The 26,811-nt window shown below is 75.5% G+C and carries 20 protein-coding genes and 1 pseudogene; 8 read left to right on the forward strand and 13 right to left on the reverse strand.

Annotated elements, in window-relative coordinates; all coding sequences use genetic code 11:
- Positions 1-90 precede the first annotated feature (90 nt).
- The 3 genes from IE106_RS22050 to IE106_RS22060 all read left to right on the forward strand — a co-directional run bounded on the left by IE106_RS22050 (position 91) and on the right by IE106_RS22060 (position 5,040).
- Positions 91-876, forward strand: a complete 786-nt coding sequence (locus IE106_RS22050; protein WP_189536784.1) for a sugar phosphate isomerase/epimerase family protein — start codon at positions 91-93, stop codon at positions 874-876.
- A gap of 76 nt (positions 877-952) precedes the next feature.
- On the forward strand, positions 953-3,808 hold the full coding sequence (locus IE106_RS22055) for a CHAT domain-containing protein (RefSeq protein WP_189536786.1): 2,856 nt from the start codon (positions 953-955) through the stop codon (positions 3,806-3,808).
- Between the two features lie 299 nt (positions 3,809-4,107).
- Positions 4,108-5,040, forward strand: a complete 933-nt coding sequence (locus tag IE106_RS22060) for a hypothetical protein (RefSeq protein ID WP_229840683.1) — start codon at positions 4,108-4,110, stop codon at positions 5,038-5,040.
- 23 nt (positions 5,041-5,063) lie between these two features.
- On the opposite strand, the gene IE106_RS22065 is transcribed toward IE106_RS22060, so the two are convergent.
- Entirely contained in the window at positions 5,064-5,843 is a 780-nt protein-coding gene (locus tag IE106_RS22065) for an SDR family NAD(P)-dependent oxidoreductase (protein ID WP_189536788.1), read from the reverse strand.
- 206 nt (positions 5,844-6,049) lie between these two features.
- Here IE106_RS22065 and IE106_RS22070 point away from each other — a divergent pair, with 206 nt between their 5' ends.
- Entirely contained in the window at positions 6,050-7,894 is a 1,845-nt protein-coding gene (locus IE106_RS22070; RefSeq protein ID WP_189536790.1) for a glycoside hydrolase family 3 protein, read from the forward strand.
- A 73-nt stretch (positions 7,895-7,967) separates the two neighbouring features.
- On the opposite strand, the gene IE106_RS22075 is transcribed toward IE106_RS22070, so the two are convergent.
- From IE106_RS22075 to IE106_RS22095, 5 genes are all read right to left on the reverse strand, one after another.
- Positions 7,968-9,392: a S28 family serine protease gene (locus IE106_RS22075; protein ID WP_189536792.1), complete on the reverse strand. Its 1,425-nt coding sequence runs from the start codon at positions 9,390-9,392 to the stop codon at positions 7,968-7,970.
- A 95-nt stretch (positions 9,393-9,487) separates the two neighbouring features.
- Positions 9,488-9,895, reverse strand: coding sequence for a hypothetical protein (locus IE106_RS22080; protein ID WP_189536794.1), 408 nt, complete (start codon positions 9,893-9,895; stop codon positions 9,488-9,490).
- A 206-nt stretch (positions 9,896-10,101) separates the two neighbouring features.
- Positions 10,102-10,533: a DUF8189 domain-containing protein gene (locus tag IE106_RS22085; RefSeq protein ID WP_189536796.1), complete on the reverse strand. Its 432-nt coding sequence runs from the start codon at positions 10,531-10,533 to the stop codon at positions 10,102-10,104.
- Between the two features lie 378 nt (positions 10,534-10,911).
- Complete coding sequence (locus tag IE106_RS22090; protein WP_189536797.1) at positions 10,912-14,655, reverse strand: ABC transporter ATP-binding protein; 3,744 nt, start codon at positions 14,653-14,655, stop codon at positions 10,912-10,914.
- A gap of 219 nt (positions 14,656-14,874) precedes the next feature.
- On the reverse strand, positions 14,875-15,984 hold the full coding sequence (locus tag IE106_RS22095; protein ID WP_189536799.1) for a hypothetical protein: 1,110 nt from the start codon (positions 15,982-15,984) through the stop codon (positions 14,875-14,877).
- Positions 15,985-16,357: 373 nt separating this feature from the next.
- On the opposite strand from IE106_RS22095, the gene IE106_RS22100 reads away from it, so the two are divergent.
- Complete coding sequence (locus tag IE106_RS22100; protein ID WP_189536801.1) at positions 16,358-17,185, forward strand: endonuclease I family protein; 828 nt, start codon at positions 16,358-16,360, stop codon at positions 17,183-17,185.
- An 18-nt stretch (positions 17,186-17,203) separates the two neighbouring features.
- On the opposite strand, the gene IE106_RS22105 is transcribed toward IE106_RS22100, so the two are convergent.
- Together IE106_RS22105 and speB are read right to left on the reverse strand one after the other, a co-directional pair.
- Positions 17,204-18,892: a thiamine pyrophosphate-binding protein gene (locus IE106_RS22105; protein ID WP_189536803.1), complete on the reverse strand. Its 1,689-nt coding sequence runs from the start codon at positions 18,890-18,892 to the stop codon at positions 17,204-17,206.
- An 86-nt stretch (positions 18,893-18,978) separates the two neighbouring features.
- Positions 18,979-19,956 (reverse strand): agmatinase, encoded by a 978-nt coding sequence (gene speB / locus IE106_RS22110; protein WP_189536806.1) that lies wholly within the window; start codon positions 19,954-19,956, stop codon positions 18,979-18,981.
- 132 nt (positions 19,957-20,088) lie between these two features.
- Here speB and IE106_RS22115 point away from each other — a divergent pair, with 132 nt between their 5' ends.
- A complete protein-coding gene (locus IE106_RS22115) occupies positions 20,089-21,561 on the forward strand; it encodes a PucR family transcriptional regulator (RefSeq protein ID WP_189536807.1) in 1,473 nt (490 codons plus the stop codon).
- A gap of 86 nt (positions 21,562-21,647) precedes the next feature.
- On the opposite strand, the gene IE106_RS22120 is transcribed toward IE106_RS22115, so the two are convergent.
- Positions 21,648-22,022 (reverse strand): VOC family protein, encoded by a 375-nt coding sequence (locus IE106_RS22120; RefSeq protein WP_189536809.1) that lies wholly within the window; start codon positions 22,020-22,022, stop codon positions 21,648-21,650.
- Positions 22,023-22,087: 65 nt separating this feature from the next.
- On the opposite strand from IE106_RS22120, the gene IE106_RS22125 reads away from it, so the two are divergent.
- The gene (locus IE106_RS22125) at positions 22,088-23,038 is read left to right on the forward strand and encodes a helix-turn-helix transcriptional regulator (RefSeq protein WP_189536811.1); all 951 of its coding nucleotides are present in this window, start codon (positions 22,088-22,090) and stop codon (positions 23,036-23,038) included.
- A gap of 43 nt (positions 23,039-23,081) precedes the next feature.
- Positions 23,082-23,213, forward strand: a pseudogene (locus tag IE106_RS22130) (helix-turn-helix domain-containing protein); the annotation flags it as partial.
- Between the two features lie 101 nt (positions 23,214-23,314).
- Here the strand turns inward: IE106_RS22130 and IE106_RS22135 are convergent.
- From IE106_RS22135 to IE106_RS22150, 4 genes are all read right to left on the reverse strand, one after another.
- On the reverse strand, positions 23,315-23,800 hold the full coding sequence (locus IE106_RS22135) for a hypothetical protein (protein ID WP_229840685.1): 486 nt from the start codon (positions 23,798-23,800) through the stop codon (positions 23,315-23,317).
- A gap of 326 nt (positions 23,801-24,126) precedes the next feature.
- Positions 24,127-24,609 carry a type I restriction-modification system subunit M N-terminal domain-containing protein gene (locus tag IE106_RS22140; protein WP_268255322.1) on the reverse strand — a complete coding sequence of 161 codons (483 nt, stop codon included), beginning with the start codon at positions 24,607-24,609 and terminating at the stop codon, positions 24,127-24,129.
- Positions 24,610-24,798: 189 nt separating this feature from the next.
- Positions 24,799-25,458, reverse strand: a complete 660-nt coding sequence (locus tag IE106_RS22145) for an RloB family protein (RefSeq protein WP_189536816.1) — start codon at positions 25,456-25,458, stop codon at positions 24,799-24,801.
- Positions 25,458-26,717: an AAA family ATPase gene (locus tag IE106_RS22150; RefSeq protein ID WP_189536818.1), complete on the reverse strand. Its 1,260-nt coding sequence runs from the start codon at positions 26,715-26,717 to the stop codon at positions 25,458-25,460. Before IE106_RS22150 ends, IE106_RS22145 begins: the two co-directional genes overlap by 1 nt.
- Positions 26,718-26,811: the final 94 nt, after the last annotated feature.

Raw genomic sequence — 26,811 nt, forward strand, 5'->3', positions numbered from 1 at the left:
CCCGGCCGCCGCACGCCCCCGGCCCCGGCCGCCACACGGCGGCCGGGGCCGGTCATGTTCGGGCGGCGCGGACGGGGGTAGCTTCGGGGGATGAAATTCGCATTTTCCACCCTCGGGGTGCCCGGGACGGCTGTCGGTGACGTGGTGCGGCTGGCCGGCGAGGCCGGGTGCCGGGGGGTCGAGCTGCGGGCCCACCCCGAGGAACCCGTGCACCCCGGGCTCGTCGCGCACGAGCGGCGCCAGGTGGTGCGGGAGTTCGCCGCCGCCGGGGTCGAGGTCCTGAGCGTCGCCGGGTACGCCCGGGTGGCCGCCGAGGGCGACGACGACACCGTGTACGAGGAGCTGTACCGGCTGATCCACCTGGCGGCCGACCTCGGGGCGCCGTTCGTGCGGGTCTTCCCCGGCGGCGGCGAGCAGCCGCGGGAGCGCGCCGACGCCGCCGCCGCGCGGCGGCTCGGGGCCGCCGCCGAGGTCGCCGCCGAGACCGGTGTGCGGGTCCTGCTGGAGAACCACGACTCGCACCCCGCGGGCGCCGACGTCGCCCGGGTCGTCGCCGCCGTGGGCCATCCCCACGTGGGCGCGGTGTGGGACGTGATGCACTCCTGGCGGGCCGGCGAGGAGCCCGTGCGCACCCACGGGCTGCTGGCGCCCTACCTCGGGTACGTGCAGGTCAAGGACTGCGCCGGGCGCGACGACACGACGCCGGTGCCGCTCGGCGCCGGCGCCCTGCCGCTGGGCGCGTGCGTCGCGCCCCTCGACCCGGACGGCTGGTTCTGCTGGGAGTACGAGAAGCGGTGGTACCCGGACGCCCCGGAGCTGCCCGCCCTGCTCGCGGCCGGGCGCGCCCACGTCGAGGGACTGCTCGCCGCCGGATGACGACCCGTATCCGCCCCGGTAACGGCCCGCCCCGGCGCTAGCGTGGTCGGGACGACCGTACGGAGGGGGCGGGCCCATGCCGGAGATCACGTACGACCTCGACGCCGTGATGGGGGAGGTGCGGCAGGTCTGGCGGCGGGGCGGCGACGGGGGCGCGGACCTCGGGCGCGTCACGGCGCTCGTCTGCGAGCGGCTGGGGTGCGCCACGGCCGGCGAGGCGTACGACCGGCTGTACCGGGACTGGCTGGCGCTCCCCCGGGGGACGCTGCTCTCCGGCACGCGGGCCGGGCAGATCCTCGCCGTCCTGCCGATGCTCCAGCTCGACCAGGCGTCCGCGGTCTCCGGCCGGAGGGAGCGGCTCGACGAACTGGCCCGTGAGCAGCGGGAGCACGGCCCACGGGACGCCGGCTGGCAGGCCACCGTCACCGGCATCCACGGCATGACCGGGCTGCGCGACTCCGTCGGGCGCCCCGCCGACCTGGAGGCGGACCTGGCCCGGATCGAGGAGTCCATGGCGATGCTGCCGCCCGGCGACCCCGCGCAGCTCCCGCTGAAGGCCGTGCACGCCGGGCTGCGCGCCCACCTGGCCCAACTGGGCGGCGGCGAGGACGACTTCGACTCCGCCATCGAGGACATGGGCCGGCTCCTCGACTCGCCCGCCTTCTCCGCCCCGGAGCGGCTCTCCCTGGCCGGGCAGCTCGCCTCGTTCCGGGCCCGCCGGGCGGCGCTCCGCCGGGACGGGGCGGCGCTGGCCGCGCACATCGCGGAACTGGACGAGGTGGCGGCCCGCATGGCGCCGGACCACGTCGACCGGCTCGCCGTCCGGTCCAACGCCGGGATCATGCGCGCGCAGCTCGCGGTGCTCCGGGGGGACCGGCCCGACCGGTCCGGCCCACAGGCCCCGCCCCCCGACGCCGTCCCGCCGATCGAGGAGGTGCGGCGGCAGATCGCCGTCCTGCCGCGCGAGGGCCGGGTCGACCGGCTCGGCGAGGCCGCCATCGCCCGCACCGGCCACGCCGCCCTCGTCCGCGACACCGCACGGATCGCCGAGGCGGTGGAACTGCTGGACGAGGCGATGGAGCTGCTCGAACCCGACGACGAGCGGTGGGCCCGGTACGCGCTGAGCCTCGGCACCGCGCACGTCATGCTGGCCGCCCCGGGGGGCGTGCCGCCGGCCGAGCGCTCCGACGCGCTGGACCAGGGCATCGGATGGCTGCGGCACGCACGGCGGGCGGGCGGACCGGAGCACGCGCTGTGGCACAACATCACCCAGGTCCTGGCCCGCGCGTACCGCGCCCGGGGCGACGCACGGCGCCTCGACCGGCGCGCCGCGCGGCTCGACCACGAGGAGGCGCGCCGTGTCGGTCTGGAGGGCGTGCGGATCAGCGCCCGCAGCGTCCTGCTCCAGTCCGGTACCGCGCACGCCGCCGCGACCGGCCGGCTGACCGGGGAGCAAGCACACGAGGTGGCCCGCTGGTGCCTGGCGGACGGGGCGTACGAGGAGGCCGTGGAGGCGCTGGACTCGGGGCGGGGGCTCGTCCTGCACGCGGCGGCGGTCGCGGCGACCGTACCGGAGATGCTGGCCTCGCTGGGGCGGCACGACCTCGCGGAGAAGTGGCGGACGGCGGGGGCCGCGCCGGAGCCGGTCGCCGGGCTGCCGCCGGCCGCCGCGACGGGCCCGTCCAGCCGGCTGCGGCGGCGGGTGCTGGCCGCCCTGACGGACTCCCCGCACCAGGAGCGGCTGCTGAAGGCGCCGTCACCGGCCGAGATCGCCGCGGCGCTGCGCGCGCTGGACGCGGACGCGCTGGTGTACCTGCTGCCGGCCGAGGAGCGCGAGCCGGGCGCCGCGGTCGTCGTCGCCCCGGACGCCTCCGTCCGCCTCGTGCGCCTGCCCGAACTGGAGGCGCACCCACCGGCGTTGGCGGAGTACCGGGCGACGGGCGCGCCGGGGCGCGCCGGGCGTGACGTCGGGCGCCCGGCCGGGTACGTCGCGCCGCCCGCCGCCGGGCCGCCCCCGGGTGACGGCCGCGCCGCCCTGGAGCGGCTGTGCGACTGGGCCGGGCGGACCGTCATGGAGCCGCTGCTCCGGCAGGTCCCGCGGCGGTTCGGGGGCGTGCCGTCGCTGGTGCTGGTCCCCCTGGCGGAGCTCGGCATGGTGCCCTGGCACGCCGCGCGCCTGGCCGGGCGGCGCGGGCGGCGCCGGTACGCCTGCCAGGAGGCCCGCGTCTCGTACGTGCCGTCCGCCCGGCTGCTGTGCGAGGTCGCCGCGCGTCCCGCCGCGACGGGGCCGGGCGCCGCGCGGCAGGCGCTCGTCGTGGGCAACCCGACGCACGACCTGCCGCACGCGGGTGAGGAGGCCCGGGCGGTGCACGCGGCGTTCCACCCCGACGGGCTGCTGCTGGGCCCGGGCGAGGCCACGCCCGCGGCCGTCGCCGACTGGCTGCGCCGGCAGCGCGGCGGGCTGCTGCACCTGGCCTGCCACGGGGTCGTGCGGCCGGGCGAGCGGCACAGCGCCTACCTGGAGCTGTCCGGCGGCCGGTTCGCCGCGGAGGAGCTGACGGAGGGCACCGCCCGGTACGGCGGCCTGGACCTGGTGCTGCTCGCGGCGTGCCGGACCGGCGTCTCCGGCCACGGCTACGACGAGGCGTACAGCCTGGCCACGGCGTTCCTGGTGGCGGGCGCCCGGTCGGTGGTCGGGTCGCTGTGGCCCGTACCGGACGAGGCCACCTCGCTGCTGATGTACATGACGCACCACTACATGAGCCGCGAGGGCCGGTCCCCCGGCCAGGCGCTGCGCGGTGCCCAGCTGTGGATGCTGGACGACCGCCGCGAGGCCCCGCCGGGCATGCCGGCCCACCTGCTGCCCCGGGTGGGGCGCATCGACGCCGCGGACCCGACGGGCTGGGCGGGCTTCACGCACCTGGGCCGGTGACGGCGCGGGGGGGCGCGGGCGGGGTGTCTCCGGGGCGGGCGTGCCCGGTGCGGGCGCGGGACGGACGGCGGGACGGGCGGCGGTTGGCGCGATGTCGGCCCTACGCGATAGGAGTTGACCGGTGTCCGGCCGGTTCCGCCGCCACCGCAGGTGCGCCATCCAGGAGGGACGTCGACGTGTCGTTCGGGGGACAGAGTCCACAGGGGGGCGATCCGTACGCGGGTCGTCCGTACACGGGCCGTCCGCACGGGGGAAACCCGTACGGCGGGAATCCGTACGGCGGCGGTCCCGGTCCGCACGTGCCGGGGCCGCGCCCGCCCCACCGGCACCCGTACCCGTACCCGCACTACCCCCACCCGTACCGCCGGCCGCCCCTGTGGCAGCGGTTCAGGGAGGAGGAGTGGCCGACCCTGCGGGAGCTGCTCGGGTACATGGGCGGGGCGCGGGCGCTGCTGTGGGTGCCGTTCGTGTGCTGCGTGTGGCCCGCGCTGGCGATCCTGGTCGGCTACCCGATGGCCCGCGTGGCGCGCAGGAAGGCGCGGCAGGTCTTCCCGTACGACGCGCGCCGGATCGGGGCCCCGGACATCGCGCGGGTGCAGAAGACCCGGGCCTGGGCGGCGGCCGTCGCGTCGCTGCTGATCCTCGCCGTCTACGGCACGGCCGAGGACTGGGACCAGGCGCAGGAGCAGTACTTCCTGCGGCTCGCGCTCACGCCGTGGCTGCTGCTGCTGAGCACGCCCGTGGTGGTCCTCGTGTTGTTCCGGCTGTCGCCGCCGGCGGCCCGCCCGAGGATGCGGGCGGGGCTGCGGCCGGCGATCCGGTCGGTCCTGTGGTACTTCGGGGCGCTCACCGCGACGCCGCTGCTCGCCTGGGGCAGCGTCCTCGTCGGCGACGCCGCGCGGGGGCGGGTGCCCGAGCCGGTCGCTGCGCTGATGGGCATGTCGGTGCTGGTGGTGGCGCTGGCGACGTCGCTGTTCCTGGTGTTCTCGTCGGGGCGGGCGGTGCGCAGCGCGTTCAACACGACGGAGGTGCACGCCGCGCTGCCCGCGCTGCTGACGGGCGTCCTGGTGTGGGAGATGGCGGCCGTCAACCTCTCCTACGGCGGCCCCCCGCCGGGCCCCCCGCTGGTGCAGGTCTGCGCCCTGCTCGGCGGCCCGGCGTCGGTGACGGCCGTGGCGTGGTGGGAGATGCGGCAGCTGCGCCTGCGGTACGGGGTGACCGTGCGCGGCTGAACCGGCGCTACCGACGGGGCCGTTCAGTGCGCGTGGAAGCCGCCGTCGACGAACACCGACTGGCCCGTGACGTACGCCGAGGCGCGGCTCGCGAGGAACACGGCCGCGCCCGCGAAGTCCCCGGGGACCCCGTTGCGGCCGGCGAGGGTCCGCTTCGCCAGCGCCTCGACCGTGCCGGGGTCGGACTGGAGCCGCGCGTTGAGCGGGGTCAGGACGAAGCCGGGCACCAGGGTGTTGCAGGTGACGCCGTACGGCGACCAGGCCTCCGCCTGGGAGCGGGCCAGCGACTCCAGACCGCCCTTGGACACCCCGTACGCGCCGCTCTGGACGAACGCGCGGTGCGCCTGCTGGGAGGTGACGTGGATGATCCGGCCGAAGCCGCGCTCGGCCATGCCGGGCCCGAACCGCTGGCCCAGCAGGAACGGCGCGTCCAGGTTCACCGCCATCGTCGTGTCCCACACGTCCTCGCCGAGCTCGCCCATCGGCGGGCGCAGGTTGATCCCGGCGCAGTTCACCAGGATGTCCGGCTCCCCGAACGCGGCGGCGGCCCGCTCGGCCGCCTCCCGCACGCCGTCGCGCGTGGCGAGGTCGGCGCTGACCCGGGCGGCGCGGCAGCCGAGCGCCTCCAGCTCCTCCACCGTCGCGGCCAGCTCCGCCTCGCGCCGGGCGACGACCACGACGCTCGCGCCCGCGCGGGCCAGCGCCCCCGCGATGGCCCGGCCGATGCCGGAGCTGCCGCCCGTGACCAGGGCGACCCGGCCGTCCAGCGAGAACAGTTCGGAGAGGTACGTCTGGGAGTCCATGGCCGCCACCCTAGGCGGGGGCCCTCCCGGGGGGTGCGGGCGGGCCCGGCCGCGGCGCCGCGCGGTGTCCGGCACTCAGGTCGTCGGGCGGCGCCGGTCGCGGGTCCGTCCTGCGCGCGTCCTTGACCTGGCAGTTACTTTCGCCTACGTGTGACACCTTGGAAGTTTCCTTCATCCCTCGTCACGTACGGCCGGAAGGAGCACCAGTGCACCACCGAGCCACCTCCAGACGCAGCGTCCTCGCCGCCACCGCCGCCGCGGCCGCCGCCACCGGGATCGCCTTCCCGCGCACCGCCGCCGCCACCGCCCCCACGTCCGCCACCGCCGCCTCCGACGCCGACGGGGAGGAGCGCCGGCTCGTGCGGACCGTCTCCCGCATGACCCTCGAGGAGAAGGTCGGCCAGCTGTTCGTCATGCGGGTGTACGGACACTCCGCCACCCACCCCGACCAGGCCGACGTCGACGCCAACCTCCGCGAGATCGGCGTGCGCACCGCCGCCGAGCTGGTCGCCAGGTACCACGTCGGCGGCGTCATCTACTTCACCTGGGCGCACAACACCCGCGACCCGCACCAGATCGCCGACCTGTCCAACGGCATCCAGCGGGCCGCGCTCGCCCAGCGGATCCCCCTGCCGGTGCTCATCTCCACCGACCAGGAGCACGGCATCGTCGCGCGCGTGGGCGAGCCGGCGACGCTGCTGCCCGGCGCGATGGCGCTCGGCGCGTCCGGCGCGCGCGACGTGGCCCGGCGCGCCGCGCACATCGCCGGCGCCGAGCTGGCCGCACTGGGCATCCGTCAGAACTACGCGCCCGTGGCGGACGTGAACGTCAACCCGGCCAACCCCGTCATCGGCGTGCGGTCCTTCGGCGCCGACCCGCAGGCCGTGGCCCGGATGGTCGCCGCGCAGGTGAAGGGGTACCGGGGGGCCGGTGTCGCGGCGACCGCGAAGCACTTCCCCGGGCACGGCGACACCACCGACGACAGCCACACCAAGCTGCCGTACATCCACCACACGCGCGAGCAGTGGGAGACCCTGGACGCGCCGCCGTTCCGGGCGGCGATCGCCGCCGGGATCGACTCGGTGATGACCGCGCACATCGTCGTGCCGTCCCTCGACCCGTCGGAGGACCCGGCGACCCTGTCGCGGCCCATCCTCACCGGCATCCTGCGGGAGCGGCTCGGCTACGACGGGGTGGTGGTGACCGACTCGCTCGGCATGGAGGGCGTGCGCACCAAGTACGGCGACGACCGGGTGCCGGTGCTGGCGCTGAAGGCGGGCTGCGACCAGCTGCTCAACCCGCCGGACCTGGACCTGGCCTGGAACGCCGTGCTGGACGCCGTGCGCGGCGGGGAGATCGGCGAGGACCGGCTGGACGAATCGATTCTCCGCATCCTGCGGCTCAAGGCGCGGCTGGGGCTCCTGCGCGACCCCTACGTCACCCGCGAGAAGGTGGACCGGGTCGTCGGCAGGCGGTCCCACCTCGACGCGGCCGACCGGATCGCGGAGGCGACCACGACGCTGCTGCTCAACACGGACGGGTTCCTGCCGCTCAACCGGCTCACCCACCGCGACCTGCTCGTCGTCGGCGCCGACCCGGCGTCGCCGTCCGGGACGACGGGCCCGCCGACCGCGACGCTCGCCGCGGCCCTCACCGAGCTCGGCTTCACGGCGACCGCCCTGTCCACGGGCACCGCCCCGTCCGCCGCCCGCATCGAACAGGCGGTCGCGGCGGCGGCCGGCAAGGACGCGGTCGTCGTCGGCACGTACAACGTGTCGGCGACGAGCGCGCAGCGCACCCTCGTCGCGCGGCTCGCCGCGACGGGCGTGCCCGTCGTCACGGTGGCCATCCGCAACCCGTACGACGTCGCGCACCTGACGGGCCAGCGGGCGACGGTCGCCGCGTACGCGTGGACCGACGTGGAGCTGCGGGCCGCCGCCCGGGTCCTCGCCGGCCGTGCCCGCCCGGAGGGCCGGCTGCCGGTGCCGGTGCAGCGCGCGGACGACCCGTCGCGGGTGCTGTACCCGATCGGGCACGGCCTGTCGTACTGACCGGGAGAAGCGCGCGGGGTGCGTGCGCCGGCACTGGCGCCGGCGCACGCACCCCGTTCGGTCCCCGGTGGCGCTACGGGCGGAGCGTCAGCTCGCGCCGGACGTCGCGCTTGTCGAGGCGGGCGTCGTACCGGGCGAGGGGCTCGGCGCGCTCCGGGTCGGCCTGGACGGCGGCCGGGGCGACGCCCGTCCACTCCAGGAGCTTCGCCGTGGCGAGGTCCCGCTCCCGCTCGGTCAGGCCGGCGATGTTGGCACCGTGGTTGGCGCCGGGCGCGGTGAGGACGTAGCTGTCCTTCGCCCCCCGGTCGACGCGGAACGGCTCGGCACTCCACGGGTCGTGCTCACCGTTGACGAACAGCATGCGGTGGGCGTTGTGGCGGACCCACGTGTCGACGTCGCGCATCACCCACGGCTTGAACCGCACCGGGATGTCGTCCGGCACGAAGGCGCGCGCGGGCTGGTAGCCGTAGCGGCTGAGGCCCTCCAGGTGGCGCAGGCGCAGGCTCGGCGAGCCGAGCTCGGTGGCCGCCTGGTAGTAGTACGGCGTGTACGGCTCCAGGCCCTGGTCGGTGTAGGCGGACCAGCCGGAGTACGCGTCGATGGTCTCGTACACGGCGTCGTCGGTGGCGGTGGCGGCGTCCGGGATGCTCGCGCAGTCCTGCTCGCCCCAGTACTGCCGGAACGCCCACACGAAGTCGAGGACGACGGCCTCGTACGCCTTGTCGACGCCGCCGACGGTGTGGAACGTGGCGCCCTCGGCGGCGGCCCACTCCTGGTAGCGCTTCCTGAGCGGCTCGCGGCGGACGAGGGCCTCGCGCTGCAGGGCGTTCAGCCGGTCGCGGCACTCCTGGGTGCCGACGGTCGCGAAGAAGCGGTCGTAGGCGGAGTCCTCCTTGTCGACGACGTCGTTGGGCGCGACGTACGCGACGACGGCGTCCATGTCACGCGGGTAGAACCGCTCGTAGTACGTGGCGGTCATGCCGCCCTTGGATCCGCCCGTGGCGACCCACTTGCGGTCGTAGACCTTCTTCAGCGCCGCGAACAGCCGGTGCTGGTCGGAGGCCGCCTGCCAGATGTCCAGCTTGGACCAGTCGGCGGGCTGCGGGCGGGAGGGGGTGAAGAAGCGGTACTCCAGGGACACCTGGTTGCCGTCGACGATCCGGGTGGGCTCGGACCGGCGGGGCGTGGTGCTGAGGCCGTAGCCGCTGGTGAAGAAGACCGTGGGCCGGGTGGTGTCCTTGTGCAGCAGGGTGAGGCGCTGCCGGAAGGTGCCCTTGGAGGGCCGCCGGTGGTCCACCGGCTGGGTGTAGGTGAGGACGAAGAAGCGGTAGCCGGGGTGGGGCTGCTCCTCGACGAGGGACATCCCGGGGATCGCGAGGATGCGGTCCTTGATGTCCGGGGCGGTGCTGTCCCGGCCGACGGCGGTGGCCGTGCCGGCCGCGCTCAGGGTGCCTATGAGCACCACGAGCGACAGCAGCCATCTGAGCGTCGTGCGCATGCGCTGCCTTCCACTGGGTTCGTTGCGGTCGCGGTGAACCTAGCGGTGCGCGCGGGTGCGTGGCCAGCCCCCGGCCCGGTGCACCTGATGCCCTGTCAACACAGGATCCAGCCGGTGGCGCCTCCCCGCCCGGCGACCGAACCGACGGCGCGGACGCAGCGGTTGAGGGCGTGGACGGTCACCGGGCCGGCCTGCCGGGTGAACCGGCCGGCGTCGACGACGGCCCGCCCGCCGCGCGGCTGGAGGGTGACGGACATGGCGCGGCGGGCGCCGGGCGCCTTGGCGACGGTGACGGCGCAGGCGTACTGGCGGTTCTTGTAGACCCGCAGTTCCCCGGTGGCGAACCTGACGGTCTTGGCCAGCCGCCCCGAGCAGCCCGCGAGCGCGGCGGCCTCCGCCGCGGCCACGCCCGGCCCGGCGACGCCGAGCACCCCGGTGGCGACGGCGACGGCCACCGCGCCGGCGACCCGCCCCCGCCACGCACGCGTACCCCACCTGGACATGCGCCGTCCCCCTCTCCTGGTCTCCGTACATGCGTACGACGCGGGAACCCCCTGGAGGGTTGCCCTCCGCCCTCCGGGGCCGGCGGCCGGTGGCGCGGGGACGGCAGGGCGCGCGCCCGGGCCCCCGCCCTGCCCCGGCGCCGTCCCCGCGCGGCCGCGCGCCGCTCAGCCGTGGGGCGCCGCTCCCGCGGGGCGGACGCCGGCGGTCACGGGCAGTTCGGGCCGTTCGGCTCGACGTGGCAGCTCACCTGCCACTCGGTCCAGTAGCCGTTGGTGTGGCGCATCCGGAACCAGCGGTTGCCGTCCTTGCCGATGGCCGACATGACGATGAGCGTCCTGCTGGTCTCCTCGGGGTCGACGTTCACGCGGCTCTGGACCCATCCGCCCATGGACACCCAGCCGTTCCAGGAGCCGTCGGGGTGGGTCCAGTTCGTCCACACCGCGTGGTCGGCGCCGACGACGAACTCCTCCTTCGTCCCGTTGAGGAACTTCGTGGTCGAGACGCCGTACTCGCAGAGGTACTTCTGCCCCTTGTTCGTGCAGTAGGTCGCCGCCTGTGCGGGCGCCGCCGCGGCCCCCAGCCCCGCGAAGGCCGCCAGGGCCGCGGTCGCCGCGAGGGCACTCCTGAATCTGCGCATGTCCGTGTTCCTTTGCCGAGTGGTGCGGTCGTGCCGGGGAGGGGAAGGACCGGCGCCCCCGGCGCCTTCGGACAGTCGATCACGGGCGTGCGGGGGCGGACCATGCAAAATCACCGGCAGAAGTAGGATCTGCCGGTCGCGGGGCGGGAGCGGGCCGGTGGGCCGCGGAGGGCGGGGCGGGCCGCGCCACCCGCGAAGGGCCGGCGCCCTCCGCCCGGACGCCGCCGGGCCGGAGTACGGGGCCGGCGGGGCGCCGGACGATGCGGCCCCGCCCCCTCCCCCGCGCCGCCCGGCGCTCGCCGGCGCACGAAAGAGGGCCCCGCTCCCGGAGGCCCTCGGCGGGGCGGGCGCCGCCGGAACCGGCACGGCGCCCCCGCCTCAGCCCACGTGCTCCGGCTCGGGCTCGCCCACGAAGGTGCGCCACAGTTCGGCGTACCGGCCGCCGCGGGCCAGGAGCTCCTCGTGGGTGCCGTCCTCGACGGCCCGGCCGTGGTCCATGACCACCACGCGGTCCGCGCGGGCGGCCGTGGTGAGGCGGTGGGCGACGACCAGGGTGGTGCGGCGGCCCGCCAGGCGCTCGGTGGCGGCGTTGACCTGGGCCTCCGTGGCCAGGTCCAGCGCCGCCGTCGCCTCGTCGAGCAGCAGCACGTCCGGGGCGACCAGCTCGGCGCGCGCCAGGGCGATCAGCTGCCGCTGGCCCGCCGACAGGTTGCGCCCGCGCTCGGCGACCTCGTGGAGGTACCCGCCGTCCAGCGTGGCGACCATGTCGTGCGCGCCGACCGCCCGCGCCGCGGCCTCCACCTCGGCGTCGGTCGCGCCGGGCCGCCCGTAGGCGATGGCGTCCCGCACCGTGCCGGGGAAGAGGTACGCCTCCTGCGGGACGACGCCGAGGCGGTGCCGGTACGCGGTGAGGTCCAGCTCCCGCAGGTCGGTGCCGTCGACGGTGACCCGCCCGGACGTCGGGTCGTAGAACCGGGCGACCAGCTTCACCAGCGTCGACTTGCCCGCGCCGGTCTCGCCGACGAACGCGACGGTCTGCCCGGCCGGGATGCGCAGGGAGACCCCGCTCAGCGCCTCCTCGTCGTCGCCGTACGCGAAGGTCACGTCCTCGAAGGCGATCTCGCCCTTCAGGGACCGCACCGGCCGCGGGTCGGCGGCGGGGGGCGTGGACGTCGGCTCGCGCAGCAGTTCCTGCATGCGGCCGAGCGACACGGACGCCTGCTGGTAGCCGTCGAAGACCTGCGACAGCTGCTGCACGGGCGCGAAGAACAGGTCGATGTACAGCAGGTACGCGACGAGGGCGCCCGGCGTCAGCGTGCCCGCCTCGATGCGGCCCGCGCCGACGACCAGCACCGCCGCCGCGGCCAGCGACGACAGCAGCTGCACGAACGGGAAGTACACGGAGATCAGCCACTGGCCGCGCACCCGCGCCTCGCGGTACTCCAGGCTGCGCCGCGTGAACCGGGCGCCGCCCGACCGCTCGCGGCGGAAGGCCTGCACGATCCGCAGCCCGGCGACGGACTCCTGGAGGTCGGCGTTGACGACGCTGACGCGCTCGCGCGCCAGCTCGTACGCCCGGACGCTGGCGCGCCGGAAGAAGAACGTCCCGACGACCAGCACGGGCAGCGTCGCGAAGACGACCAGCGCCAGCTGCACGTCGATGACGACGAGCGCCACCATGATCCCGAAGAAGGTCACCACGGACACGAAGGCGGTGACGAGGCCGGTCTGGAGGAACGTGGACAGGGCGTCCACGTCGGTCGTCATCCGGGTCATGATCCGCCCGGTCAGCTCGCGCTCGTAGTAGTCGAGGCCGAGCCGCTGGAGCTGGGCGAAGATCTTCAGGCGGAGCGCGTACAGCACCCGCTCGCCGGTCCGCCCGGTCATGCGGGTCTCGCCGACCTGGGCCGCCCACTGCACGACGACGGTCAGCAGCGCCAGCGCGGACGCGGCCCACACCGCGCCGAGCGCCAGCCGGGTGACGCCCTCGTCGATGCCGTGCCGGATCAGCACGGGCAGCAGCAGGCCCATCCCGGCGTCGACGGCGACGAACAGCAGGCTCACCAGCAGCGGCGCCCCGAAGCCGCGCAGCAGGCGGCGCAGCCCGTACGACTCCTCGGGCCGCACGGCGCCGGCCTCGTCCACGTCCGGGGTGTCGGCCGCCGGGGGCAGCGCCTCCAGCCGGGCGAGCAGTTCGGGCGTGGCGCCGGGCGCGGCGGCCGGGCCGGACACGGCGGCCCCGCGGTCCCAGAGGGCGGGCGTGATGCCGCGCTCGGCGTCGAACTCGGCGTTCAGCTCCTCCCGTACGGTGCGGTCGTCCTCGTCGGGGACGTGCGCCCGGGGGGCGTGGCCGGGGGAGACGCCGCCCAGCTCGTCGGGGTCGGTGAGCAGCCGCCGGTACAGGGCGGAGCGCTCCTGGAGCTCCTCGTGGGTGCCGATGTCGGCCAGGCGCCCGCCGTCGATGACGGCGATGCGGTCCGCGAGGTTGAGGGTGGAGCGGCGGTGGGCGATGAGGAGGGTGGTCCGCCCGGCCATGACGGAGCGCAGCGCCTCGTGGATCTCGTGCTCCACGCGCGCGTCGACGGCGGAGGTGGCGTCGTCGAGGAGGAGCAGCCGGGGGTCGGTGAGGATGGCCCGGGCGAGGGCGATGCGCTGGCGCTGCCCACCGGAGAGGGTGAGCCCGTGCTCGCCGACGGTGGTGCCGTACCCGTCGGGCAGTTCGGCGATGAACCGGTCGGCCTGGGCGGCGCGGGCGGCGGCCTCGACCTCCTCGTCGGTGGCGTCGGGCCGCCCGTAGGCGATGTTGGCGCGGACCGTGTCGGAGAAGAGGAAGCTGTCCTCCGGTACGAGGCCGACGGCGGCGCGCAGCGACTCCAGGGTCAGGTCCCGCACGTCGTGGCCGCCGACCCGGACGGCGCCGCCGGTCACGTCGTAGAAGCGGGGGACCAGCAGGGAGACGGTGGACTTGCCGCTGCCGGACGCGCCGACGACGGCGACGGTCTCGCCGGGCCGGACGGTGAGGGAGAAGCCGTCGAGGACGGCGGGCCCGTCGTCGCCGTAGGAGAAGGAGACGTCGTCGAACTCGATGCCGGCGGGGGCGTCGGCGGGCAGCTCCCCGGTGCCGTCCTTCAGGGACGGCTCGGTGTCGATCAGCTCCAGGACGCGCTCGACGCCGGCGCGGGCCTGCTGGCCGACGGTGAGGACCATGGCGAGCATCCGCACCGGGCCGACGAGCTGGGCGAGGTAGGTGGAGAAGGCGACGAACGTGCCGAGCGTGATCTCCCCGCGGGTGGCGAGCCACCCGCCGAGCGCCAGCATGGCGACCTGGCCGAGCGCGGGCACGGCCTGCAGGGCGGGGGTGTAGCGGGCGTTCAGCCGGATGGTGCGCAGGCGGGCGGCGAACAGCTCCCGGCCGGCGTCGCGGAGCTTGCCGGTCTCCTGGTCCTCCTGCCCGAAGCCCTTGACGACCCGCACCCCGGTGACGGCCCCGTCGACGACCCCGGCGACGTGCCCGGCCTGCGCCTGGGCGTACCAGGTGGCGGGGTGGAGGCGGGTGCGGCTGCGCTGGGCGATGAACCACAGGGCGGGGGCGACGGCGAGGACGACGAGCGTGAGCGGCGGGGAGAGCCACGCCATGATGCCCAGGGAGATGAAGAAGAGGAGGAAGTTCCCCAGGGTCATCGGGAGCATGAAGAGGAGGCCCTGGATGAGCTGGAGGTCGCTGGTGGCCCGCCCGACGACCTGCCCGGTGGACAGCTCGTCCTGCCGCCTCCCGTCGAGCCGGGTGATCGTCCCGTACATGTCGGTCCGCAGGTCGTGCTGGACGTCGAGCGCGAGGCGGCCGCCGTAGTAGCGGCGGACGTACGTCAGCGCGTACACGGCGACGGCCGCGGCGACGAGCACCCCGATCCACAGGCCGAGGGAGCCGCCGCCGTCCCCGATCACGTCGTCGATGACGATCTTCGTGATGAGCGGCACGAGCGCCATGAGCGCCATGCCGCCCAGCGACGAGCCGAGCGCGAGCACGACGTCCAGCCGGTGCCGCCAGGCGTAGCCCCACAGCCGCTTGGCCCACCCCCGCTCCGCCGTGCGCCCCTGTTTCTCCCCCGCCGCCGACACCACGTTCCGGCCTCCCGTTTCGCCCGTTTCCGCTGATCTACCGGAAGGCACCAACAGGGCGGGGTCTGATTTTCATCCCGGCGCGGCCCCCGGGTTCCGAAGTCCCTCCTTTCGGCCTAGGCCGGACCTAGGTCCGGTCCGGGGCCGGTCCGGGGCCGGTCCGGGGCCCCGGCCGTGCGGCCCGCGCGCCTCCCGGGGGCGGGAAGCGCGCGGGGCGCCCGGTCACGGGGTGGAACGGGCCAGGTGCTCGGAGCGGTCCAGGCTGCTGGTGGTCGCGGCCCACAGGCCGCCGCCGGGGATGCCGGTCAGTTCGACGGCCTCGCTCCGGACGAGGGGCGCGGCCCGGCCGGTCCAGGCGGTGCCGGTCCACTCGGCGACGCAGGCGGTGCCGCAGTCGCCGGCGCCGGCGGGCCGGGCGAGGCCCGCGACGAGCCGGTCCCCGGAGTACGTCAGGGACCGCAGGCGCCCGGCCGAGGCCAGCGGGTGGGTGGTGGTCCATCCCGTGGCGGTGCGGTGGAGCACGAACGCCCGGTTCGAGGGGGTGGCGGACGTGCCGCCGAGCGAGACGGCGCCGTTCCCGGCGGCGACGGCGGTGAGGGACGCCCCGCCGGGGACGGCGGGGGTGGCGATCCGGGTCCAGGCGCGGCCGTCCCAGTGGGCGGCGTAGGGCTGGCCGCCGGCGGTGCCCGCCACCCAGACGTCGCCGGCGGCGACCGCGCGGACCGCGTGCAGGGTGACGCCGAGCGTGTCGGCGCCGGGCACCCGGACCACCGACCACGCGCTCCCGTCGTAGTGGGCGACGGCGGCGTGGAAGCCGCCGTCCGTGCGGTCGTCGCCGACGGCCCACACGTCGGTCCTGGTCAGGGCGTGGGCGTCCACGGGCTGGAAGTCCTCGAGACCGGGGCCGCCGGTGGTCCAGGTGCGGCCGTCCCAGTGGTGGCCGGGGTGGCGGCCGGTGACGTGGCGGCTGAACGCCCACACGTCGTCGGGGGCGGTCCCGGCCAGCGCCACCTCGCCTCCGGTCTCGGCGCCGGACGGGAGGGCGAGGCCGCTCCACGCCGTGCCGTTCCAGCGCCACAGCCGCGGCCCGCCGGGGGCGTCGCCCCACGGGGAGTACTCGGCGCCGGCGGCGAAGGCGTCCGACGGTCCGAACGGGAGGACGTCGCCGACGGCGCGTTGCAGGGTGCTGCCGGAGAGCGGCGGGTCGTACGGGGTCCACACCGTCGCGGCGGCGGCGGGCGCGGCGGCGAGCCCGGTCGTCAGGGGCACGGAGAGGGCGAGCGCGGTCAGGGCACCGGCCAGCCGGCGGCCGGAGGAGGGGAACGGTCTCAAGGGGGATCTCCCTCGCGGAGTTCGCGGACACACGGTCCGTCCCATCCTTCGGTTCCGCCCTATGAGGGAGCCATCGTCCGGCCGGAGCCGTCCCGTCCGGTCACCGCCCCGCGGGGTCCCGCCCGCACGCCGGTGGCCCGCGGTGGGACTCCCCCGGCGGACGCGCCCCGCCGCGCGGGCGGATGACGCGCCGTCACCCCGGGGAGGCGGATCCCGGCCATATCGCCACGTCCATGACAACGACACAAGACCGCCCCGCCCCGTTCACACGCCGGTGACCGCGGCCGTGGCACTCTCCCCTTGCCGCAGCGGTCAACTCGCGTAGATCGCAGAAACGTTCCCTCGCGTCCCCACCCCGGGAAAGGACTCCCCCATGCCGTCATCCCCGGCCGCCTCCGCACGCCGCTGGAGGCTTCCCGTCCTGGCCGCCGCCGCCCTGCTCGTCGGGGTGGCCGTACCGGGGGCGGCCGCCGCTCCGGCGCCCGGGACGACCGGCGCCGCCGCCGTCACCGCGTACGACGACACGTACTACGCGCCCGCCGTCGGCAAGACCGGCACCAGTCTCAAGAGCGCGCTGCACTCCATCATCCGCAACCAGACCAAGATCTCGTACTCCGCGGTCTGGACGGCCCTGAAGGAGACCGACGAGGACCCGGCCAACAGCGCCAACGTCCGGCTCCTCTACAGCGGCACCTCCCGCAGCAAGTCGCTCAACGGCGGCGACGTCGGCGACTGGAACCGGGAGCACGTGTGGGCCCAGTCCCACGGCGACTTCGGCACCTCCGCCGGGCCCGGCACCGATCTCCACCACCTGCGCCCCGCCGACGTGCAGGTCAACAGCATCCGCGGCAACAAGGACTTCGACATGGGCGGCAGCGCGGTCAGCGGCGCCCCCGGCAGCTACACCGACTCCAACAGCTTCGAGCCCCGCGCCGCCGACAAGGGCGACGTGGCGCGCATGATCCTGTACATGGCCGTCCGCTACGAGGGCACCGACGGCTGGCCGGACCTGGAGCCCAACGACACCGTCACCAACGGCACCGTCCCGTTCCACGGCCGCCTCTCCGTGCTGAAGCAGTGGAACGAGCAGGACCCGCCGGACGCGTTCGAGCGCAACCGCAACGAGCTGATCCACAGCACCTACCAGCACAACCGGAACCCGTTCATCGACCACCCGGAGTGGGTCGAGTCCATCTGGTGACCGCCGGCTGACCGCCCGTCAGTCCTCCGTGTGGGTCGGCGCGAACATGCGGAGGACCGCCGGGAGCACCACCACCGACGGACCGGGGGCCCTGAGCGCGTCCCGCAGGTCGCCCTCCAGCCCCTCCGGCGTCGTCCGTCGCGCCGGCACGCCGAACGACTCGGCCAGGGCCACGAAGTCGGGGCGCGCCAGCTCCGTGCCCGTGGCCCGGCCGTAGGCGTCCGACATGTACGCGCGCAGGACGCCGTAGCCGCCGTCGTCGACGATCAGCCACGTCACCGGCAGGTCGTGCTGGCGGGCCGTGGCCAGCTCGGCGATCGAGTACAGGGCGCCGCCGTCGCCGGAGACCGCCAGGACCGGGCGGCTGCGGTCGGCCACCGCGGCGCCGAGGGCGGCCGGGTAGGCGTAGCCGAGGCCGCCCGCGCCCTGCGCGGAGTGCATCGTGCCGGGGCGCCGGGCGTCGAACGCCGACCACGCCCAGTACCCCAGGATCGTCATGTCCCAGAAGCTCGGCGACCTGTCCGGCAGCGCCGCGCGCACCGAGGCGAGGAGGCCCCGCTCCAGGTCGAGGTCCTGCGCGTCGATCCGCGCGCGGACCGCGTCGAGGACCTCCCGCACCCGCTCCGGGGCCGCCGGGTCCCGGCGCTCCTCCACCGTCTCCAGCAGCGCCGACAGCGCGAGGCGGGCGTCCGCGTGGATGCCGAGCGCCGGGTGGTTGGACTCCAGCTTCCCGAGGTCGGCCTCGATCTGCACGATCCGCCCGCGCGGCCGGAACGTGTGGTAGTTCGACGACAGTTCGCCCAGCCCGGAGCCGACGACGAGCAGGACGTCCGCGTCCTGGAGGAACTCCGTCGTGTGCCGGTCCTCCAGCCACGACTGGAGCGACAGCGGGTGCTCCCACGGGAAGGCGCCCTTGCCGCCGAAGGTCGTCACGACCGGCGCGGACAGGCGCTCGGCCAGCGCCCGCAGCTTGCCGGAGGCGTCCGCCCGCACGACGCCGCCGCCCGCCACGATCACCGGGCGCTCGGCGTGCGACAGCCAGTGCGCCGCGAGCGCGGTCAGTTCCGGGCGGGGGACGAGCTCGTGCGGGGTGGCGTCCGCCGCCGTCACGACGGGCAGGTCCGTGGGGGCGTCCAGCACGTCCGCCGGGATCTCCACCCACACGGGCCCGTGCGGGGCGGTGAGCGCCGACTCCCAGGCCGCGGTGATCGCGGACGGGATCTGGGACGCCGCGCGCACCGGGTGCACGGACTTCACGACGTCGCGGAACGACGCCTGCTGGTCGCGCAGTTCGTGCAGGTACCCGCGGCGCCCGCCGCCCAGGCCCCGGACCGGGACCTGCGCGCCGATCGCGACGACGGGCGCCGAGGCCGCGGCGGCCTCCTGCAGGGCGGGCAGGGCGGTCAGCGCGCCGGGCCCGGCGGACAGCAGCAGCGGCGCGGCCTCGCCGGTGATCCGGCCGTACGCGTCGGCGGCGAAGCCCGCGTTGTTCTCGACGCGCAGGCCCACGTACTCCAGGTCCGAGCGGCCGAGCGCGTCGAACACGCCGAGCGCGTGCTGCCCGGGCAGCCCGAACACGGTCGTGGCACCGAGGCCGCGCAGGGTCTCGACGACGAGGTCGCCGCCGATCCGTCCGGGCGTCAGATTCAGGGCGGCTTCCGTCTGCGCGGCGGTGGGGCGCAGGACGACGTCGTGGTCGTGGGTCATGGTCTCCGGACTCCGTGGGCGGTGCGGCGGCGCCGGCCCCGTACGCAACGGTCCGGCGCCGCTCAGCGGAGGCTACCCGGCCGCCGCTACGCCCCGGCGGAGCGGGCCGCCGCGATCTGCCGGGACATGATCGTGGTCAGCTCGTACGCCGTGTGGGACGCCGCGACCGAGGTGATCTCCGCGTGGTCGTACGCCGGGGCGACCTCGACCACGTCGGCGGAGACCAGGTTGCACGAGGCCAGGCCGCGCAGGATCTCCAGCAGCTCGCGGGAGGTCATGCCGCCCGCCTCGGGCGTGCCGGTGCCGGGCGCGTGGGCCGGGTCGAGGCAGTCGATGTCGATGGAGATGTACAGCGGGCGGTCGCCGATGCGCTGGCGGAGCTGGTCGGCGACCTCGTCGGCGCCGCGGCGGTACACGTCCGCCGAGGTGACGATGCCGAAGCCCATCTTCTCGTCGTCCGTCAGGTCCTGCTTGCCGTACAGCGGGCCGCGGATGCCGACGTGGGAGAGCGCCTCGGTGTCGAGGATGCCCTCCTCGACGGCCCGGCGGAACGGCGTGCCGTGGGTGTACTCGGCGCCGAAGTAGGTGTCCCAGGTGTCGAGGTGGGCGTCGAAGTGGAGCAGGGCGACCGGGCCGTGCTTCTTGGCGACCGAGCGGAGCAGCGGCAGGGCGATGGTGTGGTCGCCGCCCAGCGTCATCAGGCGGGCGCCGGTGCCCAGCAGGTCGTCGGCGGCGGCCTCGACGGTCTCGACGGCCTCGTTGATGTTGAACGGGTTGACGGCGATGTCGCCGCCGTCCGCGACCTGCGCGAGGGCGAACGGGGAGGCGTCCTGCGCCGGGTTGTACGGGCGCAGCAGGCGGGAGGCCTCGCGGATGGCGTTGCCGCCGAAGCGGGCGCCGGGCCGGTAGGAGACGCCCGAGTCGAAGGGGACGCCGACGACGGCGACGTCGGCCGTGCCGACCTCGTCGAGGCGCGGCAGCCGGGCGAACGTCGCCGGGCCGGCGTAGCGCGGGACGCGGGAGGAGTCGACGGGGCCGCGGGGCGTGCCGCTGGTGCTGCTCATGTGGGGTGCCTTCTTTCCTGCGCTCGCGCCGTACGTCACACGGCGTCCATGGATACGACGGTACGGGCGGCACCCGGGCCGCAGAAGTGTACGTTTCTTCCATTCGGGCGTGTCGGAATGGAGGAAGCGTCCATGGTGGAGCCGTTGGTGCCGTTCGCCCCGCCGGTGCGGCTGGCCGCCCTGCTGGCCCGCCGGGAGCTGGGGCTGCGGCTGGTCGCCGGCGATCCGGACACGGAGCTGCACTGGGTGCACACCTCCGAGATGGCCGACCCCTACCCGTACCTGCTGGGCGGGGAGCTGCTGCTCACGGCGGGCGTGCAGCTGGCGGACCCGGAGCGGTTCGTGGCGCGGGCCGCCGAGGCGGGCGCGGCGGCGCTGGGCTTCGGGGTGACCCCGGTGTACGACACGGTGCCGGCCCCCCTGGTCGAGGCGTGCGGGCGGCACGGGCTGCCGCTGGTGGAGGTGGAGCCGGGCACGACGTTCGCGGCGGTCGCCCGGGCGGTGTGGCGGCTGATGGCGGACGCCCGCCTCCACGAGCTGCGCCGGGTGACGGACGCGCAGCGGGCGCTGGCCACGGCCGCCGCGCGCCCCGGCCCGGTGCCGGCGGTGCTGAGGGTGCTGGCCGCGCGGCTGGGCGGGCGGGCCGCGCTGTACGCGCCGGACGGCACGGAGTACGCGGCGGCCGGCCGGGGGCTCACCCCGCGGGAGGCGGCGGCGCTGGACCGGCTGGTCGCGGTGGTCGCCGGGGAGGAGCGGCGCCCGTCGTCGGCGGCGGACACGGTCGGCGGGACGGGCGGGCCCGCGGGGACCGGCCCCGGTGCGGCGGAGGGCGCGCCCGGTGCCCCCGGCGTACGGCTCGCCGCCTACAGCCTGGGCACCGGGCGGGAGGGGCTGACGCTCGGCCTGGCCCTGGCGCGGCACGAGGAGGCCGACCAGCGGATCGCCGAGACCGCGATGGTGCTGCTGTCCCTGCTGACCGCGCCCCACCAGGGCGCCGACGAGGCCACCCGGTCGGCCGCGCTGGTACGGCTCCTGCTGGGCGCCCGCCCCGAGGAGGTGGCGCCGCTGCTGGGCGAGGCGCCCTGGACGGTGGTCCACGCGCGCGGGGGCGACGGGCAGGCCCCGCCGCCGGCGCTGGGCACCCCGCTGGTGGACGCCGCGGAGGGCACCGTACGGGCGCTGCTCCCGGCCGGGCGGGACGTGGCGCCGCAGCCGGGCTGGACGCTCGGGGTGAGCGCCCCGGCCGGGCCCGGCGAGCTGGCCGCCGCCGACGCGCAGGCCCGCCGCGCCCTGCGCCGCGCGCAGGCCGCGCACACGGGCCTGGCGCGGCACCACGCGGGCGGCCTCGACGCCCTGGTGGACCCGGCCGAGGCCCACGCCCACGCCCGCGCCCTGCTGGGCCCGCTCCTGGACAGCCCGGCACTGGTGGAGACCCTGCGCGTGTGGCTGTCCCTGCACGGCGGCTGGGACCGCACGGCCACCGCGCTGGGCGTCCACCGCAACACGGTCCGCCAGCGCATCACCCGGTGCGCGGCCCTCCTCGACGCGGACCTGGAGGACGCCCAGACGCGGATGGAGCTGTGGTTCGCGCTGCGGCGGCTGTGAAGCGGGGCGGGCGTGGGGGCGGGGCGGGCGGTTCGGCCCCCTGCCGCGCCGCGAGCCGGACGCGGGCCGGAGGCCGCGCGGGGGACTCAGGTCCCGTGCGTCGCCAGGCAGAAGGGGTGGCCCGCCGGGTCCAGGAGCACCCGCCACGCGTCGGGCTTCGGCTGGAAGGAGGGCAGGACGGCGCCCAGGGCGAGCATCCTCTCCTGCGCGGCGTCCAGGTCGTCGACGCCCAGTTCGAGGTGGGCCTGCTTGCTGTGGGAGGGGTCGGGCCAGGCCGGGGGCCGGTAGCCCGCCTGGCGGACGAAGCCCAGCCCCGGGGCCCCCTCCCGCCCCAGCAGGACGAAGTCGTCGCTGCGGTACAGCACGGGCAGGCCCAGGGCCTCGCCGTAGAAGCGGGCCAGCTCGGCCGGGTCGGGGCAGTCGAAGTCGCAGGAGAGGAGACGGATCTCTGGGGTGCTCATGGGACCGGACCGTAGGCCATGACCCGGACAGGACGTGTCCTGGTCGTACGGGACACTGGCTGCTCGTGACCACGACCTCCTCCCGCCTGCTGCGCCTGGTGTCGCTGCTGTCCGCGCGTCCCGAGTGGACCTGCCGCCAGCTGGCCGAACGCATGGCGGTCACCGACCGCACGGTCCGCCGCGACATCGCCCGGCTGCGGGACCTCGGCTACGGGGTCGAGTCCGCCCCCGGCCCCTGGGGCGGCTACCGGCTCAGCCCCGGCACCCGGACGCCGCCGCTGGTACTGGACGACGAGGAGGCCCTGGCCGTCGCCGTCGCCCTGCGCGAAGCCGCGCTCAGCGGGGTCCTCGGCACCGGGCAGGCCGCCCTCTCCGCGCTGCTCAAGCTCCGCCAGAGCCTGCCCGCACGCCTCGCGGGCCGGCTGGGCACGATGGACGCGGCCCTGGAACACACCCCCCGCTCCGGCGAGCCGCAGATCGACCCGCTCCTGCTGCTGGAACTGGCGCGGGCCTGCCACAGCGCCCTGCGCGTCACCCTCTCCTACCGGGACCACGCCGGCCGGGCCTCCGTGCGGGCCGCCGACCCCTACCGCCTGGTCCACACCGGCCTGCGCTGGTACCTGGTCGCCCGGGACGTCGCCAAACAGGAGTGGCGCACGTTCCGCGCCGACCGGGTGGTGGGCGTGCGCTCCACCACCGAACCGGCCGACCTGACCGACCCGCCCGACGCCGCGGCGCTGGTCTCCCACGGGATAGCGAGCGTCGTGTACCCGGTGTACACGACGGTCCGCCTCCCCCTCCCCCTGGACCGCGCCCTGCGGAAGGTGCCCCCCACCATCGGCACCCACCACTCCGACGGCCCCGCGACCACCGTGGTCCGGATCGGCGGCAACAGCGTCGACCAGCTCGCCGCCTACCTCCTCGGCCTGGCCACCCCGCTCACCGTGCTGTCCCCGGACGAGGTGCGCCAGGCACTCGTCCACCACGCCCACGCCCTCCTGTCGGCCAACCGCTGACCGCGACGGACACCGGGGCGGCGAACACCGGCCCCCGCTGGTCTGGAACCGCACCGCGGCGGCGCTGGGCGTGCACCGCAACACCGTCCGCCAGCGCGTGGCCCGCTGCGCGACGCTACTCGACACGGACCTGGAGGACCCGGACGTGCGGATGGAGCTCTGGTCCGCCCTGTAGGCGGGGCCCCGGAAGCAGGCCGGGCCCCCACGGGCTGAAGGGCCCGCAAGCCCACCAGCGCGCCTACGCGGTGTCGGGGCCTCCGGCGTCCGCGTGGGTGGTCACCGGAGGACGCCGCTACGCCTGCCCTCGTCGAGCAGGGCCCGCACCAGGGCGGACTTGGCTCCCGGCGCCACGAACCAGAGGGGCGCGGCACCGCGTCTGAGGACCTCGACGCGGTGGCAGGCCACGACGAGACCCGCCACCGCTTGCTGCCGCACCCCGGTCACCTCGCTCCACGCCACGGAGTCGCGTATCCGGCCGAACCGGTCGGTGACGGCCACTCCGTCCGCGCACAGGTAGCACCTGTTGACGCCGAGCCGGGCGGTCAGCCGGCGCCATCCGAACTTCAGGGCGTACACCGCGGCCACCACGGCGGTCGCGACGGCGGCGTTCCCATCGACCGCGGACGGGTTGACGACGGTGGTGACGAGCAGGGCGCCCCACAAGAGCAGCAGAAACCCCCGCAGTACCTGCGCCACGGCGCCCAGCGCCGGGTTGATGACGGCGTAGTCACCGCGGACCGCGCCGAGCCCCAGGCCAGCCACTCTGTCGTTCCCCACTGACGCCCCCTCGGTCGAAGCCGGATCCGCCCGCGTTCCCCGCGCGCGGCTGGACGGGGCATACCCGCACGGTCGACGCCCTCAACCGCGTCACCCCGGGCCCGTGCACCTGTGAAGCGGTTCTTGCCGCCCGGTCGAACCCGGGTGGCAAGAACCGCCGAGTGGTCGGCTCAGCCGGGCCGTCGCGGGTGATTCCTGCGCGGCGGGCTCACCTCGTCCGACGGTCATGGACCACTGCGCCGTGGACGGAGCCTGGACGGTCACCGTCCCAGCGGTCCGGTGTCTCCGGACAGGCATTGACCAGGACGGGATCACACCGATCGGAGGCCCTCGGTCGTGGTGGTACTCCACGGCAGATCGGACGTCCCTGAGGCGCGTGCAGGGTGACCGCGGCGTCCCGTCCGCAGCCGCACCCGCCCGAAGTGGGCGATCAGCAGCTTCAGCCGCTGATCGGCGAGCTTGGCGGCACCCGCCGTGGCGCCCGAGCCGCCGATACGGTTGAAGTCGAGCTGGTTGAAGAGGCCCCTGAGCTTGGCGTTCTGCCCTTCGAGCGCTTGGAGGGCGGGCCTCAGACGCGTCTCGTTGATGTTGTGGGTGCCGGACGCGGTCCTCGCCCAGCGAGCCTCCTGCGGGACGAAGAGGACTCCGCGCTCGCTGTACGGTGACGGGCGCTCCAGGCAGCCCTCCAGCCGCTCCCCGGTCATGCCCGGCAAGGTCTCCGCGTGCTCTCTGATCCGCTCGCGTGCCGCCTCGAACTCGTCGTTGGCCCGCTTCAGGAACAGCAGGCCGAAGATGTAGTCCTTCTACTCGGAGGCGTCCATCGTGCCGCGGAGGATGTCCGCGGCGGCGAACAGGTGCCGCTCCAGCTGCGCGAGCGTGAGCTTGGCCACGTCACCGTCTTCCCTACGACCCGATATGACGAGGGAACCCTACGGCGACTCGGGGCGGAGGTGGAAACCGCGGACCCCGCCGGCCGCGATCCCTCAGTATCCGGCGACCCTGAGGCCCTTCTCGACGAACTCGTACACGTCCGTGTACGGGTCGCGCTGGTCCATCGGCACGTGGGCGGGGTGCTGGGCGTTGATCTTCTGCGCCCATTTCTTCGCCTGGGCGAAGCTGTTCTCCGGGAGCTCGTCCGGCGCCATGTGCTTGAGCTTCTCGGGGGTCCCCGCGAGGGGGAGCTGCCTCACGACCTCCCCGCACACACCGCTGAACTTGCCGTGCACCGGCTTGTGGTGGAGCAGCCGCCACAGTTCGAAGCACGGGTGCGAGAAGGCGACCCGCACCCCCGCCTCGTCGGCGAGCCGCAGGGCCGCCGGGATCTGCTGGTGTTCGTCGCGGTCGAAGAGGCACCAGACCTCCGGCCACAGCTTCTCGTCCAGCTTCGCCTTCCTCGCGGCCCGCGTCTCCTCGCGCATCAGCCGTGCCGCGGCCTCGACCAGCACGATCGGCTTGCGCTGCGAGCCCGGCGCGGACGCGTTCGCGATCCGGACCTCGACCCCCGTCTTGTCGGGCTTGCCGCGCACGATCTCGATGTACTGCGGCTCGGTCACCAGGCCCTCGGTGAAGACATGGACGATCTTGTAGCGCCGCTGTCCCCTCTTCGCGGGCCCCAGCGCGTCCTTCCCCCTCGTACGTGCCATCAGTCGCCGCTCCGCTCCGCCCCGGATTCGCGTTCCCGCTCGTTCGCCGCCAGCAGCCGCCGGGCGATCTGACCCTCCAGCAGCGAGGGGACCGCCCCGAAGGCGCCGGCCAGGTAGGACTTCATCAGGTCCTCGTCCTCCCCCGGGGAGGCCGCGGTCAGCGGGTACAGCTCGGTCGCCCCGTCCTCGTCCTTCTCGGTGAACCACACCTGCGGGGGCTCCAGCAGGCGGCCCCCGCTGGGTGTGGTGAGGACGGAGGGATCGTGCGAGGTGAAGACGAGCTGCGCCCCCTTGGCGTTGGCCTGGGGGTCGTGGAACAGCCGGATGACCTCGGCGGCGAAGCGGGGGTGCAGGCTGGCGTCGAGTTCGTCGACGAGCAGCACCGCTCCCTCGTCCAGGGCCAGCAGCAGCGGACCGAGGAGGGCGAACCAGGAGCGGGTCCCGTAGGACTCGTCGCGCCAGTCGAGGGGGACGTCGCCCGTGGCGGACCGGTGGGTGAGCCGGACCTCCGGGCGCCCCCCGGGGCCCTCCACGGCCTGGGCCCCGGTGATGCCGAGGTCGGCGACCCTCAGCAGCTCGTTGATGCGGCGGGCGCGCCTGCCGGCCAGCTCACGCGTCGTGAACGTCTCCCGCTCCTCCCGCTCCACCTCCGGGTTGACCAGCCAGAGGTTGCGGCGGAACCAGTGGAAGAGGGGGGTGAGCTGCGGATGGTTGTCCGTGCCGGCGGTGGAGAGCACCAGGGCGTTCGGCCGGGTGCGGCGCTCCAGGCCCGCCCGGTCCTTCACCCGGGCGCCAGGCCAGTCGTAGACCTTGGCGCGCGAGGCGTCCCGGTCGAGCCACACCTGGCGGTGTCCGCGAGGGTAGCCGTGCAGCCACTCGGCTTCGACGCGCTCGGGACCCAGCTCGAAGCCGTACGTCCAGCGCACGCCGTCGAGGACGAGGTCCACCTCGTAGAAACTGGCCTCCTCGCCGCCCTTGCCGTCCAGCGCGAAGGGGGTCCGGTCCGTGCCGTCGTAGGCGGCCCAGCGGGCGTAGGAGTTCTGCACCGCGCCGCTCATGTCGGTCATCGCGGCGAGGACGTTCGACTTGCCCGAGGCGTTGGCGCCGAAGATGCCCACCAGGGGGAGCACGCCGACCGCGCCCCCCGCCAACTCGATGCGCCGCGCCGCACCGCCCTGCTCGTCCTCGGACACGACGAACGTCAACTCCTGCTCGTCGCGCAGTGACCGCACATTGGCCGTGCGGAATCTCAGCAGCATGCCGGCCCCTCTCCGCCGCCAGCGTAGTGGTTGGCTGCGACAGCATCCCGTTGCACGGCGAGGGACAGGTGGAGACCGCTGTGCCTGCCCCCGT

The organism is Streptomyces roseolilacinus (assembly GCF_014649335.1).
Lineage (GTDB): Bacteria > Actinomycetota > Actinomycetes > Streptomycetales > Streptomycetaceae > Streptomyces > Streptomyces roseolilacinus.